The organism is Pantoea sp. FN0307 (assembly GCF_050113815.1).
Lineage (GTDB): Bacteria > Pseudomonadota > Gammaproteobacteria > Enterobacterales > Enterobacteriaceae > Mixta > Mixta alhagi.
In genome coordinates this window covers 17076-32396 of the sequence record NZ_JBNJSO010000003.1, presented here as the reverse complement: position 1 = coordinate 32396, position 15321 = coordinate 17076, and the positions used below count along the sequence as shown (strand labels likewise).

Annotated in this window: 15 protein-coding genes; all 15 read right to left on the bottom strand. The window is 52.9% G+C overall.

What is annotated here, in order from left to right:
- Positions 1-72: 72 nt before the first annotated feature.
- The 15 genes from ACQE3Z_RS10640 to ravA all read right to left on the bottom strand — a co-directional run bounded on the left by ACQE3Z_RS10640 (position 73) and on the right by ravA (position 15172).
- Entirely contained in the window at positions 73-492 is a 420-nt protein-coding gene (locus ACQE3Z_RS10640) for a F0F1 ATP synthase subunit epsilon (RefSeq protein WP_085069175.1), read from the bottom strand.
- 132 nt (positions 493-624) lie between these two features.
- Entirely contained in the window at positions 625-2022 is a 1398-nt protein-coding gene (atpD, locus tag ACQE3Z_RS10635; protein ID WP_426973767.1) for a F0F1 ATP synthase subunit beta, read from the bottom strand.
- 122 nt (positions 2023-2144) lie between these two features.
- Positions 2145-3011 carry a F0F1 ATP synthase subunit gamma gene (gene atpG / locus ACQE3Z_RS10630; RefSeq protein WP_085069179.1) on the bottom strand — a complete coding sequence of 289 codons (867 nt, stop codon included), beginning with the start codon at positions 3009-3011 and terminating at the stop codon, positions 2145-2147.
- 52 nt (positions 3012-3063) lie between these two features.
- Complete coding sequence (gene atpA, locus ACQE3Z_RS10625; protein ID WP_085069180.1) at positions 3064-4605, bottom strand: F0F1 ATP synthase subunit alpha; 1542 nt, start codon at positions 4603-4605, stop codon at positions 3064-3066.
- Between the two features lie 14 nt (positions 4606-4619).
- Positions 4620-5153, bottom strand: coding sequence for a F0F1 ATP synthase subunit delta (gene atpH / locus ACQE3Z_RS10620; protein WP_085069181.1), 534 nt, complete (start codon positions 5151-5153; stop codon positions 4620-4622).
- A gap of 14 nt (positions 5154-5167) precedes the next feature.
- Positions 5168-5638, bottom strand: a complete 471-nt coding sequence (atpF, locus tag ACQE3Z_RS10615; RefSeq protein ID WP_085069183.1) for a F0F1 ATP synthase subunit B — start codon at positions 5636-5638, stop codon at positions 5168-5170.
- Positions 5639-5757: 119 nt separating this feature from the next.
- Positions 5758-6000, bottom strand: a complete 243-nt coding sequence (gene atpE / locus ACQE3Z_RS10610) for a F0F1 ATP synthase subunit C (RefSeq protein WP_038629267.1) — start codon at positions 5998-6000, stop codon at positions 5758-5760.
- Between the two features lie 49 nt (positions 6001-6049).
- Positions 6050-6868, bottom strand: coding sequence for a F0F1 ATP synthase subunit A (gene atpB / locus ACQE3Z_RS10605; RefSeq protein WP_085069185.1), 819 nt, complete (start codon positions 6866-6868; stop codon positions 6050-6052).
- Between the two features lie 8 nt (positions 6869-6876).
- The gene (gene atpI / locus ACQE3Z_RS10600) at positions 6877-7260 is read right to left on the bottom strand and encodes a F0F1 ATP synthase subunit I (protein WP_085069186.1); all 384 of its coding nucleotides are present in this window, start codon (positions 7258-7260) and stop codon (positions 6877-6879) included.
- Between the two features lie 710 nt (positions 7261-7970).
- The gene (rsmG, locus tag ACQE3Z_RS10595; protein WP_426973766.1) at positions 7971-8588 is read right to left on the bottom strand and encodes a 16S rRNA (guanine(527)-N(7))-methyltransferase RsmG; all 618 of its coding nucleotides are present in this window, start codon (positions 8586-8588) and stop codon (positions 7971-7973) included.
- Positions 8589-8697: 109 nt separating this feature from the next.
- Entirely contained in the window at positions 8698-10587 is a 1890-nt protein-coding gene (gene mnmG / locus ACQE3Z_RS10590; RefSeq protein ID WP_250651262.1) for a tRNA uridine-5-carboxymethylaminomethyl(34) synthesis enzyme MnmG, read from the bottom strand.
- A 443-nt stretch (positions 10588-11030) separates the two neighbouring features.
- Positions 11031-11471, bottom strand: a complete 441-nt coding sequence (mioC, locus tag ACQE3Z_RS10585; protein ID WP_426973765.1) for an FMN-binding protein MioC — start codon at positions 11469-11471, stop codon at positions 11031-11033.
- Between the two features lie 155 nt (positions 11472-11626).
- Positions 11627-12088, bottom strand: coding sequence for a transcriptional regulator AsnC (asnC, locus tag ACQE3Z_RS10580; protein WP_085069191.1), 462 nt, complete (start codon positions 12086-12088; stop codon positions 11627-11629).
- A gap of 130 nt (positions 12089-12218) precedes the next feature.
- On the bottom strand, positions 12219-13679 hold the full coding sequence (viaA, locus tag ACQE3Z_RS10575; protein ID WP_426973764.1) for an ATPase RavA stimulator ViaA: 1461 nt from the start codon (positions 13677-13679) through the stop codon (positions 12219-12221).
- Positions 13676-15172 carry an ATPase RavA gene (gene ravA / locus ACQE3Z_RS10570; protein ID WP_426973763.1) on the bottom strand — a complete coding sequence of 499 codons (1497 nt, stop codon included), beginning with the start codon at positions 15170-15172 and terminating at the stop codon, positions 13676-13678. Before ravA ends, viaA begins: the two co-directional genes overlap by 4 nt.
- Positions 15173-15321: the final 149 nt, after the last annotated feature.

Below are 15321 nucleotides of genomic sequence, written 5' to 3'. Positions count from 1 at the left end.
GAAAGGGGCAGGGGGATGATAAAAAAATGCCAGCCCGTTTGGGCTGGCATGATTAGCTGCTGTTAAGCCTGATTACATCGCTTTTTTAGTGAGTTCGATGACGCGCAGCTTGGCAATGGCTTTCGCCAGCTCTGCCGAAGCCTGAGCATAATCCACGTCGCCATGTGCTTTGTGAATATGCTCTTCCGCTTTGCGTTTTGCTTCCAACGCACGCGCTTCATCAAGATCGGTGCCGCGAATCGCCGTATCAGCCAGCACGGTAACCGTACCTGCCTGTACTTCCAGCACGCCGCCGGAGAGATAGATATACTCTTCTTCACCGTGCTGTTTAACGATGCGCACCATGCCAGGCTTAATGGCGGTCAGCAGCGGCGTATGGCCAGGGAAAATACCCAACTCACCTTCGCTACCTGACACCTGAATTTTCTGTACCAGTCCGCTGAACATCTGCTGTTCTGCGCTGACAACATCCAGGTGATAAGTCATAGCCATTTTCAACCTCCCGGAAAACGACCCCGCGCCGTTTCAGGCTGAGCGGCTTTGCTTGATCCGGATCGCCGTCTTAAGCCAGCGATCCGGGATATCTGCTTGCCACCCTGCGCCTTAATCAGGCTGGGGAAGTTATTACAGTTTCTTCGCTTTTTCCACGGCTTCTTCGATGGCACCAACCATGTAGAAGGCCTGCTCTGGCAGGTGATCGAACTCACCGTCCATAATGCCTTTAAAGCCACGGATAGTGTCTTTCAGCGAAACGTATTTGCCCGGAGAACCGGTGAATACTTCTGCCACGAAGAACGGCTGAGACAGGAAGCGCTGAATTTTACGTGCGCGAGCCACCAGCAGTTTGTCTTCTTCAGACAGTTCGTCCATACCAAGGATGGCGATGATGTCTTTCAGTTCCTGGTAACGCTGCAGAATAGACTGCACGCCACGCGCCGTATCGTAGTGCTCCTGACCTACAACCAGCGGATCCAGCTGACGGCTGGTGGAATCCAGCGGGTCAACGGCCGGGTAGATACCCAGAGACGCGATCTGACGGCTCAGAGTAACGGTAGAGTCAAGGTGGGCGAAGGTGGTCGCCGGAGACGGGTCAGTCAAGTCATCCGCAGGTACGTAAACGGCCTGTACAGAGGTGATTGAACCCGTCTTGGTGGAGGTAATACGCTCCTGCAACACACCCATCTCTTCCGCCAGCGTCGGCTGATAACCTACTGCAGACGGCATACGACCCAGCAGCGCGGATACTTCAGTACCGGCCAGGGTGTAACGGTAGATGTTATCGATAAACAGCAGAACGTCACGGCCTTCATCACGGAATTTCTCCGCCATGGTCAGACCGGTCAGTGCTACGCGCAGACGGTTGCCCGGCGGCTCGTTCATCTGGCCATAAACCAGCGCAACTTTATCGATAACGTTAGAGTCGGTCATTTCGTGGTAGAAGTCGTTACCCTCACGAGTACGCTCACCCACACCGGCAAATACCGAGTAACCTGAGTGCTCAGCCGCGATGTTACGGATCAGCTCCATCATGTTTACGGTTTTACCTACGCCCGCACCACCGAACAGACCCACTTTACCGCCCTTAGCGAACGGACACATCAGGTCGATAACCTTGATGCCGGTTTCCAGCAGTTCCTGCGAGTTTGACTGATCTTCGTATGAAGGCGCTGCGCGGTGAATAGAGGCGATCTCTACGGCACCACCGTCTTCATCTTTCAGCTCGCCTTTCATATCGATCGGCTCGCCAAGCACGTTCATGATACGGCCCAGGGTAGCTTTACCCACCGGTACCTGAATCGGCTTTTTAAGATCAGTGACTTCCAGGCCACGTTTCAGGCCGTCAGAAGTACCCATAGCGATGGTACGAACCACGCCGCCGCCCAGCTGCTGTTGAACTTCCAGCACCAGACGCGCATCACCATTTTTAACCTCAAGGGCGTTGTACACCTGCGGTACAGCGTCCTGAGGGAACTCGACGTCAACTACGGCGCCGATGATCTGGACAATCTTTCCAGTTGCCATCTTGAATCCTCTACCTAATTCGTTTCTACCCATCGTCATGGTCGTCGCAGCGTCGATCGCGCGTTACGCTCAGCTGATCGGTCAACCTGTCGACAGCCGCGCCAGTGACGGGGTATACCTGGTTAAACCGCGGAGGCCCCCGAGACGATCTCGGTAAGTTCCTGGGTGATGCTGGCCTGACGAGCCTTGTTGTATACCAACTGCAGCTCTTTGATCAGGTTGCCGCCGTTGTCGGTCGCCGCTTTCATCGCCACCATACGTGCGGCCTGTTCGCTGGCCAGGTTTTCCACAACGCCCTGATAAACCTGAGATTCGACATAACGACGCAGCAGGGTGTCCAGCAGCGATTTCGGATCCGGTTCGTACAGGTAATCCCAGGTTTTTTTCTCTAACTCTTCTTCCCCTTCCGCTGGCGGTAACGGCAGCAGCTGGGTAACGGTTGGAGTCTGGGACATGGTGTTGTTAAATTTGTTGCTGACCACATACAGCTTGTCGAGACGACCTTCGTCATAGGCCTGCAGCATGACTTTTACCGGGCCAATCAGTTCTGACAGGGAAGGGTTGTCACCCATGCCGGTCACCTGCGCCACGACATTGCCACCTACGGAACCAAAGAAAGCCAGCCCCTTAGAACCGATAATCGCCAGATCGCTCTGAACGCCTTTATCAGACCAGGCTTTCATCTCTGCCAGCAATTTTTTGAACAGGTTAATGTTCAAACCACCACAAAGCCCGCGGTCGGTAGAAACGACCAAATAGCCGACGCGCTTAACGTCGCGCTCTTCCAGGTAAGGGTGCTTGTATTCCAGATTACCTAACGCAATGTGACCAATCACTTTGCGCATGGTTTCTGCATACGGACGGCTGGCCGCCATGCGTTCCTGCGTTTTACGCATTTTGGAGGCGGCGACCATTTCCATCGCTTTGGTGATCTTCTGCGTGTTTTTCACGCTTCCGATCTTGGTACGTATCTCTTTTGCGCCGGCCATTAGCTTCTCCTCAAAGCCTTGCGGCCTGCCTTTTCAGACAAGCCGCCAGACATTACCAGGACTGGGTTGCTTTAAACGTTTCGAGGAGGCCTTTCAGCTTCTCTTCGATTTCGTTGTTGTAGTTACCAGTTTGGTTGATTTCCTGCATCAGCTCGGCGTGTTCGCGATCGGCATACGCCAGCAGCGCAGCTTCAAAGCTACCGATTTTCGCCAGTTCGACGTCATTCAGGTAACCACGCTCAGCGGCGAACAGCACCAGACCCTGTTGGGCAACGGACATCGGCGCATACTGTTTCTGCTTCAGCAGCTCGGTCACTTTCTGACCGTGGCTCAGCTGTTTACGCGTCGCATCGTCCAGATCGGAAGCGAACTGGGAGAAGGCTGCCAGTTCACGATACTGTGCCAGCGCGGTACGAATACCACCGGACAGTTTCTTCACGATCTTGGTCTGTGCAGCACCACCAACACGGGATACGGAGATACCCGGGTTAACAGCCGGACGAATACCGGAGTTGAACAGGTTAGATTCCAGGAAGATCTGACCATCGGTAATAGAGATTACGTTGGTCGGAACGAACGCGGAAACGTCACCCGCCTGCGTTTCGATAATCGGCAGAGCGGTCAGTGAACCGGTTTTACCTTTAACTTCACCTTTGGTAAACGCTTCAACATATTCGGCGTTTACGCGGGAGGCACGCTCCAGCAGGCGAGAGTGGAGATAGAACACGTCACCAGGGAACGCTTCACGACCCGGCGGACGACGCAGCAGCAGAGAAATCTGACGGTAAGCAACGGCCTGTTTAGACAGGTCATCGTAAACGATCAGTGCATCTTCGCCACGGTCACGGAAGTATTCACCCATTGCGCAGCCTGCATACGGAGACAGGTATTGCAGCGCAGCGGATTCAGAAGCGGAGGCAACCACTACGATAGTGTTAGCCAGCGCACCGTGCTGTTCCAGTTTACGCACCACGTTAGCAATGGTGGACGCTTTCTGGCCGATAGCCACGTACACGCATTTGATGCCGGAGTCGCGCTGGTTGATGATGGCGTCGATAGCCAGAGCGGTTTTACCGGTCTGACGGTCGCCGATGATCAGCTCACGCTGGCCACGGCCGATTGGAATCATCGCATCCACAGATTTGTAGCCAGTCTGAACCGGCTGATCAACGGATTGACGATCGATAACGCCCGGCGCGATAACTTCAACCGGAGAGAAACCATCGTTTTCAATCGGGCCTTTGCCGTCGATAGGTTCGCCCAGGGTGTTAACCACGCGGCCCAGCAGGCCACGGCCAACCGGAACTTCCAGGATACGGCCGGTGCATTTAACTTTCATGCCTTCGGCGAGGTCAGCATACGGACCCATAACCACTGCACCTACGGAGTCGCGCTCCAGGTTCAGGGCGATAGCGTAGCGGTTGCCCGGCAGCGCGATCATTTCACCCTGCATCACATCGGCCAGGCCGTGTACGCGGATGATGCCGTCGCTGACGGAAACAATAGTACCTTCGTTGTGAGCTTCACTCACGACATTGAACTGAGCAATGCGCTGCTTGATCAGTTCGCTGATTTCGGTGGAATTCAGTTGCATATGCTCCAGTCCCCTTAAGACTGCAAGACGTCTGCCAGACGCTCAAGACGGCCGCGTACGCTACCGTCAATGACCATATCACCCGCCTGGATGATAACGCCTGCCATTACAGACTTATCGATTTTGCAATTCAGCTTAACTTTGCGTGACAGACGCTTTTCCATTGCGGCGCTGATTTTAGTCAGCTGCTCGTCGCTCAGCGCACTGGCAGAGATGACATCCACTTCCGCGGTCGCCTCCCAGGCGTCACGCAGGTGGATGTACTGCTCCAGTACTGCTGGCAGCGCGGACAAACGTCCGTTCTCTGCCATAACCTTGATAAGGTTCTGACCTGCTTCGTCGAGTTGGTCACCACAGACTGCGATGAACGAGGCAGATAAGGTTTCCGGTGCCAAAGCACCGGAAAGCAATTCGGCCATCTGTTCGTTGCGAGCGACTTCTGCAGTGAACGTCAGCATTTGCTGCCAACGTTCAATGCTTTGATGCTCAACGGCAAAGTCAAAAGCTGCTTTGGCGTAGGGGCGAGCTACAGTAATTAGTTCAGACATCAGCCCCTCCCTCCTTACAGTTCAGCGACCAGTTTATCTACGATGTCGCTGTTAGCAGCTTCATCCACGGAACGTTCGATGATTTTCTCGGCGCCGGCCACAGCCAGCATCGCGACTTGCTTACGCAACTCTTCACGAGCACGTTTACGCTCGGCGTCAATTTCCGCCTGCGCCTGTGCCACGATCCTGTTACGTTCCTGCTCAGCTTCAGCTTTCACTTCGTCCAGGATCTGAGCGCGGCGTTTGTTCGCCTGCTCGATGATAACCTGAGCTTCTTCTTTGGCTTTTTTCAGCTGGTCGGTCGCAGTTGCCTGTGCGAGATCCAAATCTTTTTTGGCGCGTTCTGCAGAAGCAAGGCCTTCAGCGACTTCTTTCTGGCGCTTTTCGATGGCAGCCATAATCGGCGGCCATACGTACTTCATGCAGAACAGGACAAACAGGACGAACGCGATGGCCTGGCCGAGGATTGTTGCGTTAAGGTTCACAGCACAATGCCTCTTGTTAAGTTAACTTACTCTGCCGTTATCAAAGACAACCTGCAGAATCTGCTCATCGTCTGAGGCTTATCGCTCCAGGCCGATGAACTCTCGTTTGGCCCTGTCGCTTAACCCGCGACAGCAAACATCACGTACAGACCCAGACCTACAGCGATCATCGGGATTGCATCCACCAGACCCATAACAACAAAGAACTGCGTACGCAGCAGAGGGATCAGATCCGGTTGACGCGCAGCGCCTTCCAGGAATTTACCTCCGAGGATGCCGATACCGATCGCAGCACCGATTGCCGCCAGGCCCATCATCACAGCGGCAGCCATGTACAGCAGATCCATATTCAGGTTTTCCATGACAGTCTCCAGTTTGTTTCAGTTAAAACGCAGTAGTGTTAATAAAAAATCAATGTTCTTCGGATGCCATCGACAGATAGACAATCGTCAAGACCATGAAAATGAAAGCCTGCAGCGAAATGATCAGGATGTGGAAAATGGCCCAAGGCACACTCAGAACCCACTGTGACCACCACGGCAACAGACCCGCAATCAGGATAAAGATCAGTTCACCCGCATACATGTTGCCGAACAGTCGCAGACCGAGAGAGACCGGTTTAGACAGCAGGCTTACCCCTTCCAGAATCAGGTTGATGGGAATGAAAAGCGGATGATTAAAGGGTTGCAAGGTCAGCTCTTTAGCAAAACCACCAACACCTTTCATTTTGACGCTGTAGAACAGGATCAAAATAAAGACGCCCAGTGCCATAGAGAGCGTGACGTTTACGTCAGCGGACGGCACCACGCGTAGCGCAGGCAGACCAAATACATGCTCACCAATATATGGCAGGAAATCGATGGGTAGCAGATCCATAAAGTTCATCAGGAAAACCCAGACGAAAATGGTCAGCGCCAGCGGGGCGATAAGTTTGCTTTTACCGTGGTACATATCGCGGACGTTACCGTCAACGAAACCCACCACCAGCTCAATAGCCGCCTGTAATTTCCCCGGAACGCCGCTGGTGACACTATTGGCCACTTTGCGGAACAGTACCAGGAAAATCAGACCCAGCACCACGGAGAAAAACATGGAATCAATATTTAATACCCAAAACGTCGCCGGAGCGTCGTGCGGATTCACCAGCTCGAAAGTACGCAGGTCCAACTGAAGGTTATTCAGATGGTGACCTATGTATTCTTGCGGAGTAGAGATTTCTCCTGCAGCCATGATGCCTCTTACCCTTTGTTGTTAATTACAGCCGGTGCCACAATCTGAACCACCAGCACCGATAACCAGGTTAACCCAACCGGCACAAATACCGCGTCAAGCACGCCCAGCGCCAGAATGAGCAATAAAATGGTGACAAACACTTTCACCGCTTCACCGAGCGCGAAGCTCCAGGCTATACGCCCTTTTGCAGGGGCTTGCGCGCCCAGGCGCCAGGCCAAAATCACAAACAACACGTTTGGCAGCCAGGCTGCCAGTCCACCTGCGATGGCAGATGCGCCCCACGTGAAATCTTTAAGGGCAAAACAGAGCGCGCCGATAACGAGCAAAGTCGCCAGCTGCCATAGCAGCACGGTCCGGGCTAATTTCACACTGTAAAGAGACACTGACATGACGCTGAAATTCTCCTGCCCCGATCGGGGTATGTCGCGTGTCGTATAAAACTGCCTTTGCTCTTTTGAGTCAAGCAGCAAAAAACGAGCAAATTATACGGGCCGCACCTGCGATTTCAATCGATAAGTAGCGAAAAGGTGAACAATTATTTAAATTTCTTTCCACAGCCCTATTTTTGAAAAGTCGCTTTCTGCGAAAACCAACTGTGTATTACAACAATTCCGTCAAATTTCCGCTCACAAAGCGTGCGTTAGATCACAATTCATTAATATATTGCTGACGAAATATGCAGGATTAATCTTAGAAAACCTGCATAACTAAATATTAAAAACGTTATCATTCAACAACATAATAAAAGCAAAATGATATTATGCCCTGAAGAACAATAAAACGCCTAATTTGACATCGCGATTAAAAATTTCGACAACAATATATCGTTACTTTGGTTGAGTGATAAAGTCGATATATTTTCAACAGTGACTATTTATCGCGGTTTTGCTCAAAGATAAGGTGATCACCTTGATAAACATTTGTAAATTTAACGTTAAATATTACAAAAAGTTTCAGATAATGACTACTGGGTCATTTAACGTGAATGCAACAAAAGTGGCCGGGGAATCGTAAAAATAAACAGAATCAAACGGCCATTTTTTAATCAGGGCAACCGCGATAAAAGCGCCATCAGGTGACCACCGGATGGCACGAAGAGCTAAAGCGTCTCAATAATGACCAGATGACGCTCACCTTCCAGCTGTGGAACCTTCAGCGCCACCACATCCATAACCTTAAACTGAGGCGGCAAAGCTGCGATTTCTTCCGCTGGATGCTGCCCTTTTAGCGCATAGAAGCGCCCTTCCCTGCCAGGGAGGTGGTGACACCAGTTCACCATGTCGCTCAGTGAAGCAAATGCCCGGCTGATGACGCCGTCAAAAGCGGGCTCGCCGCTGAAGTCTTCCACACGACTCTGTACTGGCTCGATGTTCTGTAAGCCGAGCGAGAATTGAACCTGGCGCAAAAACCTTATGCGCTTGCCAAGGCTATCCAGCAGCGTGAAATGAGCATCGGGACGTACAATCGCCAGGGGAACGCCGGGTAATCCCGGACCGGTGCCAACATCGATAAAGCGGTTCCCGATAAGAGAAGGGTTAACCACAATGCTGTCGAGAATATGGCGCACCAGCATCTCTTGCGGATCGCGAACCGAAGTGAGGTTATAGGCCTTATTCCACTTATGCAGCAGTTCAACATAGCCAATCAGCTGCTGTTTTTGCTGATCGGACAGAGAAATGTTGGCTGCGCTGAGCAGCTGAGTCAGTTTATTAATCACAAGATATTCCAGTTGCTAAAAGCGGGCAGGCGGAGAAGTCACCGCGATCTTGCTCTGCCAGCCGCGAGCGGTCGCCGATGAAAAAATAAGGCGGTTTCCCGCCTTATTATCAGGCGCTTTTACGCAGCAAGCCCTGTTTTTTCAGATAAATAAGCAAAATAGAGATGGCTGCCGGGGTGATACCGGAGATACGTGACGCCTGTCCAATCGAGCCGGGTTTATGATCGTTTAGTTTGGCGATCACTTCATTCGACAGTCCGTTGACGTTGCGATAATCCAGATCCACCGGCAACAGCGTGTTTTCATTGCGCTGCTGGCGATCTATCTCTTCCTGCTGGCGGGCAATATAACCTTCATACTTAACCTGGATCTCAACCTGTTCGGCCGCCTGCGGATCGGCCAGCGCCGGGCCAAAGCCTTCCAGCTCCATCAGGCGCTGATAGGTCATCTCAGGGCGACGCAGCAGATCTTCTCCGCTCGCCTCTTTGGTCAGCGGCGTATTCAGTGCTGCATTTACCTGCTCAACATCAGCAGATTTAGGATGAACATGAATATCACGCAGACGCTGGCGTTCCAGTTCAATGCTTTCCAGCTTTTGATTGAAGCGTGCCCAGCGGGCGTCATCAACCAGTCCCAATTCACGAGCGGTTTCCGTGAGACGCAGATCGGCGTTGTCTTCGCGCAGCATCAAACGATACTCGGCACGTGACGTAAACATACGGTACGGCTCTTTGGTGCCCAGGGTGCACAGATCGTCAACCAGTACGCCAAGGTAGGCCTGATCGCGACGCGGAGCCCAGGTCTCTTTCTCGGCAGAAAGGCGACCGGCGTTCAAACCTGCCAGCATGCCCTGTGCAGCAGCTTCTTCGTAACCGGTGGTGCCGTTGATCTGACCGGCAAAAAACAGGCCCTGAATGAATTTGCTTTCCAGCGTCGGTTTTAAGTCGCGCGGATCGAAGAAGTCGTACTCAATCGCATAGCCCGGACGCACAATCTTCGCATTTTCCATGCCCTTCATTGAGCGCACGATTTGCATCTGTACGTCAAACGGCAGGCTGGTGGAAATTCCGTTCGGATAAATTTCGTTGCTGGTCAATCCTTCCGGCTCAAGGAAGATCTGATGAGCGTTGCGATCGGCAAAGCGCATCACTTTATCTTCGATCGACGGGCAGTATCGCGGACCGATCCCTTCGATTACGCCAGCATACATTGGGCTACGATCGAGGTTATTGCGGATCACCTCATGCGTTTGCTCATTGGTATGGGTGATGTAGCAGGGAACCTGCTGCGGATGCTGCGAAGCATCGCCCATAAACGAGAAAACCGGCATTGGATCGTCGCCATACTGCGGAGCCAGTACGCTGAAATCGATAGTGCGGGCATCAATGCGCGGCGGCGTACCGGTTTTCAGACGACTGACGCGTAGCGGCAATTCACGCAGGCGTCGCGCCAGCGGAATAGACGGTGGATCGCCTGCACGACCGCCGCTGTAGTTATCAAGGCCGATATGAATTTTTCCGTCGAGAAAAGTTCCGACCGTCAATACAACGGCACGAGCGCGGAATTTAAGTCCCATCTGGGTAACGGCGCCAACCACCCGATCGTTTTCTACGATCAGATCCTCTACCGCCTGCTGGAAGATCATCAGATTGGGCTGATTCTCCAGCGCAGTGCGTACTGCCTGACGATAAAGTACCCGGTCAGCCTGAGCGCGAGTGGCGCGGACAGCGGGTCCTTTGCTGGCGTTTAGTATCCTAAACTGGATGCCGGCACGATCGATCGCGCTGGCCATCAGGCCGCCCATCGCATCCACTTCTTTCACCAGATGTCCCTTTCCGATGCCGCCGATCGCCGGATTACAGGACATTTGCCCCAGCGTATCGATGTTATGGGTTAACAGCAGCGTTTGTTGACCCATCCGGGCCGCAGCCATAGCGGCTTCAGTGCCTGCATGACCACCGCCAATGACGATGACGTCAAAAGGATCGGGATAAAACATGGGAAATACCTCGTTAGTGTTCGATCAGGGATCATTGCCCTGGGCCGTGGATTCTACTCAAATTCATAGCGTGACGAAAGCGTCGGGATCGCAGGGTATTTAATAGAAGATCTTTATTCTTTAAAGGATCTCTTTGTTAGATCTCTTATTAGGATCGCCGTTTTCTGTGGATAAGGTCTGCTTTGAGAGTCAGATCAATCAGTTGATAAGGATCGTTTGCTGTGAATGATCGGTGATCCTGATCCGTATAAGCTGGGATCTAAATGGCGAGTTATGCACAGAGCAAAAAAGCAACACTGGTTATACCTTGGATAACTACCGGTTATCAGACCCTTTCAAGCCTAGTTATCCACAGTTTACTGAAGGATCCTGGGATAAAAAGAGTGGAAAAAACTGGGGATCGACCGAAAAAAGGGCGGAGATCCCAGCTTTGATCGTGCCTTTTACAGGAGTGAGCGCCAGTTCTCTAACCAAACCTCTGCCGGATCTTCCGGGATCTCATGTTCCAGGACATTAATTTCCAGTCGTTCGCCGATGCGTTTTGCTCCCAGGCTAACGATCAACTGCTCAAACTGCTTGATCGCACCGCAAAAAAGATCGTATTCGCGGTTGCCAATGCCCACTGCGCCAAAGCGCAAGCCGGAGAGATCCGGGCGCTGCTGTTCCAGCGCTTCATATAAAGGCTGCAAATTATCGGGTAATTCGCCTGCGCCATGAGTGGAACTGACAATCAGCCACAGCCCCTGCAATGAAAGTTCGTCCAGCGCCGGGCCGTGCAGCGTCTCGGTTGAAAAGCCCGCTTCTTCCAGCTTGTCAGCCAGATGTTCAGCAACATATTCCGCACTGCCAAGAGTGCTGCCGCTAATAAGAGTGATATCTGCCATGGTGCGATCCTGCAACGCGCTGTCATCGAGAGCGAGCATTGTACGCTGTGATCAGGTTGGGATCTACCTGTGGAAAACAGGAAGATTAATGTGGGTTAATGCGTGGATCCGCCTGTCCGGCGCGGTTCCACGATCGGGATAAGTTTATGCACAGATCAGGGCTTGATGGTGCGCATGATCGGGTTCTGTAAGGAGATCAGCGTCTCGGTAGACTGGATTTCGTCAATGGTCTGGATCTTGTTGATAAGCACTAACTGCAGGGCATCGATAGATCGGCACATCACTTTAATAAAGATGCTGTAGTGACCCGTGGTATACCAGGCCTCCACCACTTCATCCAGCGCTTCCAGTTTGGCCAGCGCCGCCGGATAATCGCGGGCGCTTTTTAAAATGATGCCGATAAAGCAGCAGACGTCATAGCCCAGCCGTTTGGGGTCGATCTCTACCCGTGTGCCTTTGATAATGCCGGCCTGACGCATTTTCTCCACCCGTACATGAATCGTGCCGGGACTGACATTGAACTGTTTGGCCAGTTCGGCATAAGCGGTACGGGCATTGTCCAGCAGCGCATTAAGGATACCGCGATCCAAATTGTCGAGTTGTAGCGTTTCTGCCACGGTTAGGCTCCACGGTTGGTTAAGTATTAAAGAGAAGAATAATTCGCTGAGCCGAACAAAAAGTTGCCCGACTGACATGAGGCATCCTACCGTTGCCGACGAGGAAAGCAAAGGCAATCTACCGGTGACGCTAACGCTTCCAGCGACGCAGCAGGCGCTGCTTCAGACCGGTATCGAAGCGCCAGATATAATCGAAAATACGCAGAATGCCTGGCTTACCATGTGCCGACAGGGCGACGGCATGAAAGCGCTGCTGATGCTGCTGTTGGTGATGTTTGATCGTTTTGATCAGCCCATCCGGCAGCCGCTGGGCAATAAAATCAGACAGGATCACCGCATCCGCTTCCCGCCACGCTTCTCCCTGCAAACGTTGCAGCACCGCCTCCAGACAGGCGGCGAGATCGGTACCGCCGCGAAAGCGCTGGTTAAGGAAGCGAATCGCCTGAGCGATACCATCTTCCGCCGTTAGTTCATAGCCCACCACCTCATGCGCAAACAGCATGATATAGCAGCGACGTTTGTCAGCCAGCGCCACTTTGAGCAGGGCCAGACAGAACGCTTTTGCGCAGCGTTCATTAAAGCCGCCCATTGAGCCGGAGGTATCTACGCAGACAATAAAGGGACCGCGCGGACATATTTCCTGTTGCTGATGTTTAACCGGGCGCTGGGTTACTTTTTCATGCCAGCTTTCACCCTGCAGGCGATAGGTCAGCAGACGTTTCTCAACCAGGCGCCGGTAAAATTCCAGCTCCAGCTCGCTGATCCCCAGCGTTGCCAGTTCGGCAGGCAGCAGCCGCAGCACATCTTCGCTCTGATGCAGCCCGTTAACCTCCTCCGGCACGCTGGCAGGCTCGCGCATCTGCTGACGCAGCGCTTCCGGCGGTGCCTCTTGTGCCGGAACCGCTTTTGCGGCGCGACTGCGGCCCAGTTGCTGCGCCAGCTTCATCAGCTCTGGCTGCCCGGCCAGGAACTCGCCATATTCCACCAGCCGCTGATAATCGTGGTGCTGTAACGGCGCGGCGCTCATATCCCACAGACGGCCTGCGCAGGACTCCTGGTTTTCTGACAGTAACGGCGCCAGCTGCCCGCTAAGGGCCATACGTTGCTGCAGTTCAGCCAGCAGCGCTTCCCGCTGTTCCTCTAACAGCTGCTCATTCAGCGTCATGGTTTGCAGCGTCAGACTGAGTCGCCAGCGCTGAAGAAACAGCATGTGCTGCGCCGGGCTTAACCGCTGGCGATCGCTGTTGTCCGCCAGCATTCGGGCCTGTTCCGCAAAAGGCGAAGCCAGTTTTTCGAGGTCGTTGAGCAAAGTAGGCAATGCGGCAGTAAAATGCGGTGGGTCAAGTGTTTGATAGTGCTGAAACAGTTTAAACTCCTGATTCAGTGTAGCAGGCACCGGCGCTGCCTTTAAATGCGCGATGATTTCCGCTCTGCGGCCTGGCATTTCACGCATCAGCGCCTGCTTCATGCCGGGAAAGCTTTCAAAAAACAGTACCAGCTGCGGCGAAGCCATTAGCACAATCACCAGATCTTCGATCAGGTCTCCTTCGCTAATCGACAGCAGCGCGTTGAGCGTATCCAGAGAGATCATCGTCTGGCTTGTTTTAGCTGTTCAGCCACATCCTGCAGGCTATTTTCAATACGGGCCAGCCAGTCGTCGCTGATAAACAGACAGCGCTGATGCTGAGTAAAGAGAGCGCGTTGGTTACGCAGCTGCTCTTCCAGCGCGTCCAGCGCCTCGCTGATTTCCGCCGGTAGCGCCGCATGATCGAGGTCTCCGGGCAACGCCAGCCGGGACGATTGCAGGCTGACGTCGCGCAGCACCAGGCAATCGCTGCTGTCTACCTGCAAATCCAGCGTCTGGGCGAAACCGATGCCGTTCAGTTTACCGCGCACCTCGCCCCCTTTTTGCAGCCACTGTTGCAGGGCATCGTGGGCAATGGTCACATGAGTAACCTGCATCTCATGCAGGACCAGCGGCTGCTGCAGCATTAACGTCAGTATCTCTGCGGTAAGCGAAGCAGGGAGTTCATAGTGCGCTTTGCGGCTAAATCTCCCGCCATGCTTCTTGAGTTGAATTGCCCGATCAAGGCTTTGCTGCTGCGCCAGCGTCAGATGACGCGCTTTAATGCGCTGTAGCTGAATAAGCATCGACTGCTGCTGCCAGGCCTGCTGCGTCATTAACGTGTCGATTTCGCGATCCAATAGCGTCATTGAGGAGAGATCGTGCCACAGGCAATCTTTTAACAGGATCAGATCCACCGGCGCGATAGCCTGGCGGCCGCTGAAAAAGGCGCTGGCCTGCAGCAAATGGATCGCTTTTTTCCAGCGTCTGTCAGAGATATAAGGCGCATCCGGTAACGCTTCCAGCCGCTGACGCAGTTGATAAATCAGTTCGAATACCGGCTCCGGCAGTGCCATCTGCATGATACTGGCCTGCCACTGCTGATACTCTTCATCACTAATGCACAGCGTGCTGTCTACAGGATTCGCGTTTTCATCCTGCTGGTGGATTAACATATTCCGGAAATTTTGCTTTTCATGGACGTTATCCAGCCACAGACGTATCAGCATTCGGTCATAGAGCGCTTCCAGCCCGCTGTTTGCTTCAGGCAGTTCGTTGGAGGCGGTGACCAACAGCCGCATGGGTATCGTTTCTTCGCCATCGCCGTTACGGAAGCGTCGTTCATTGATAGCGGTCAGCAGCGTGTTAAGGATTGCAGGGCCCGCTTTCCAAATCTCATCCAGAAAAACGATTTCCGCATCGGGAAGGTAACCTTTGGTAAGCCGTTGATAACGGCCTTCATCTTTCAGCGCCTGAATGGAAAGCGGGCCGAACACCTCTTCCGGCGTGGAGAAACGCGTCATCAAATATTCAAACGCGCGCGCATGTTGGAAAGCGAATTTCAGGCGGCGGGCAATCAAACTTTTGGCAATGCCAGGCGGACCAAGTAAAAAAACGCTTTCTCCGCTAAGTGCCGCCAGCAAACAAAGGCGAATAGCATGATGACGTTCATATAAGCCTTTTTCTAACGCATTGCTGAGACGAGAAATTCTTTCGGCCAGTAAATGTGGTTGAGCCATAATCAGTCAATTATCCTGTTACTACTGCACACGCAATACCCGATTAGCGAGCGCAAACACTACTGACTATCATGCTTGAATGCGTTGATAGTCGTCAGCTTTTTTATCGTGAAACGGTGAAGCGGCGCTTTTAGTGCTTAAAGATGTCA

Bases quoted from the DNA above. Each gene is read 5' to 3' on its own strand.
- ACQE3Z_RS10640 (WP_085069175.1), bottom strand. From the start codon at position 492: ATGGCTATGACTTATCACCTGGATGTTGTCAGCGCAGAACAGCAGATG.
- atpD (WP_426973767.1), bottom strand. From the start codon at position 2,022: ATGGCAACTGGAAAGATTGTCCAGATCATCGGCGCCGTAGTTGACGTC.
- atpG (WP_085069179.1), bottom strand. From the start codon at position 3,011: ATGGCCGGCGCAAAAGAGATACGTACCAAGATCGGAAGCGTGAAAAAC.
- atpA (WP_085069180.1), bottom strand. From the start codon at position 4,605: ATGCAACTGAATTCCACCGAAATCAGCGAACTGATCAAGCAGCGCATT.
- atpH (WP_085069181.1), bottom strand. From the start codon at position 5,153: ATGTCTGAACTAATTACTGTAGCTCGCCCCTACGCCAAAGCAGCTTTT.
- atpE (WP_038629267.1), bottom strand. From the start codon at position 6,000: ATGGAAAACCTGAATATGGATCTGCTGTACATGGCTGCCGCTGTGATG.
- atpB (WP_085069185.1), bottom strand. From the start codon at position 6,868: ATGGCTGCAGGAGAAATCTCTACTCCGCAAGAATACATAGGTCACCAT.
- atpI (WP_085069186.1), bottom strand. From the start codon at position 7,260: ATGTCAGTGTCTCTTTACAGTGTGAAATTAGCCCGGACCGTGCTGCTA.
- mnmG (WP_250651262.1), bottom strand. From the start codon at position 10,587: ATGTTTTATCCCGATCCTTTTGACGTCATCGTCATTGGCGGTGGTCAT.
- mioC (WP_426973765.1), bottom strand. From the start codon at position 11,471: ATGGCAGATATCACTCTTATTAGCGGCAGCACTCTTGGCAGTGCGGAA.
- viaA (WP_426973764.1), bottom strand. From the start codon at position 13,679: ATGATCTCTCTGGATACGCTCAACGCGCTGCTGTCGATTAGCGAAGGA.
- ravA (WP_426973763.1), bottom strand. From the start codon at position 15,172: ATGGCTCAACCACATTTACTGGCCGAAAGAATTTCTCGTCTCAGCAAT.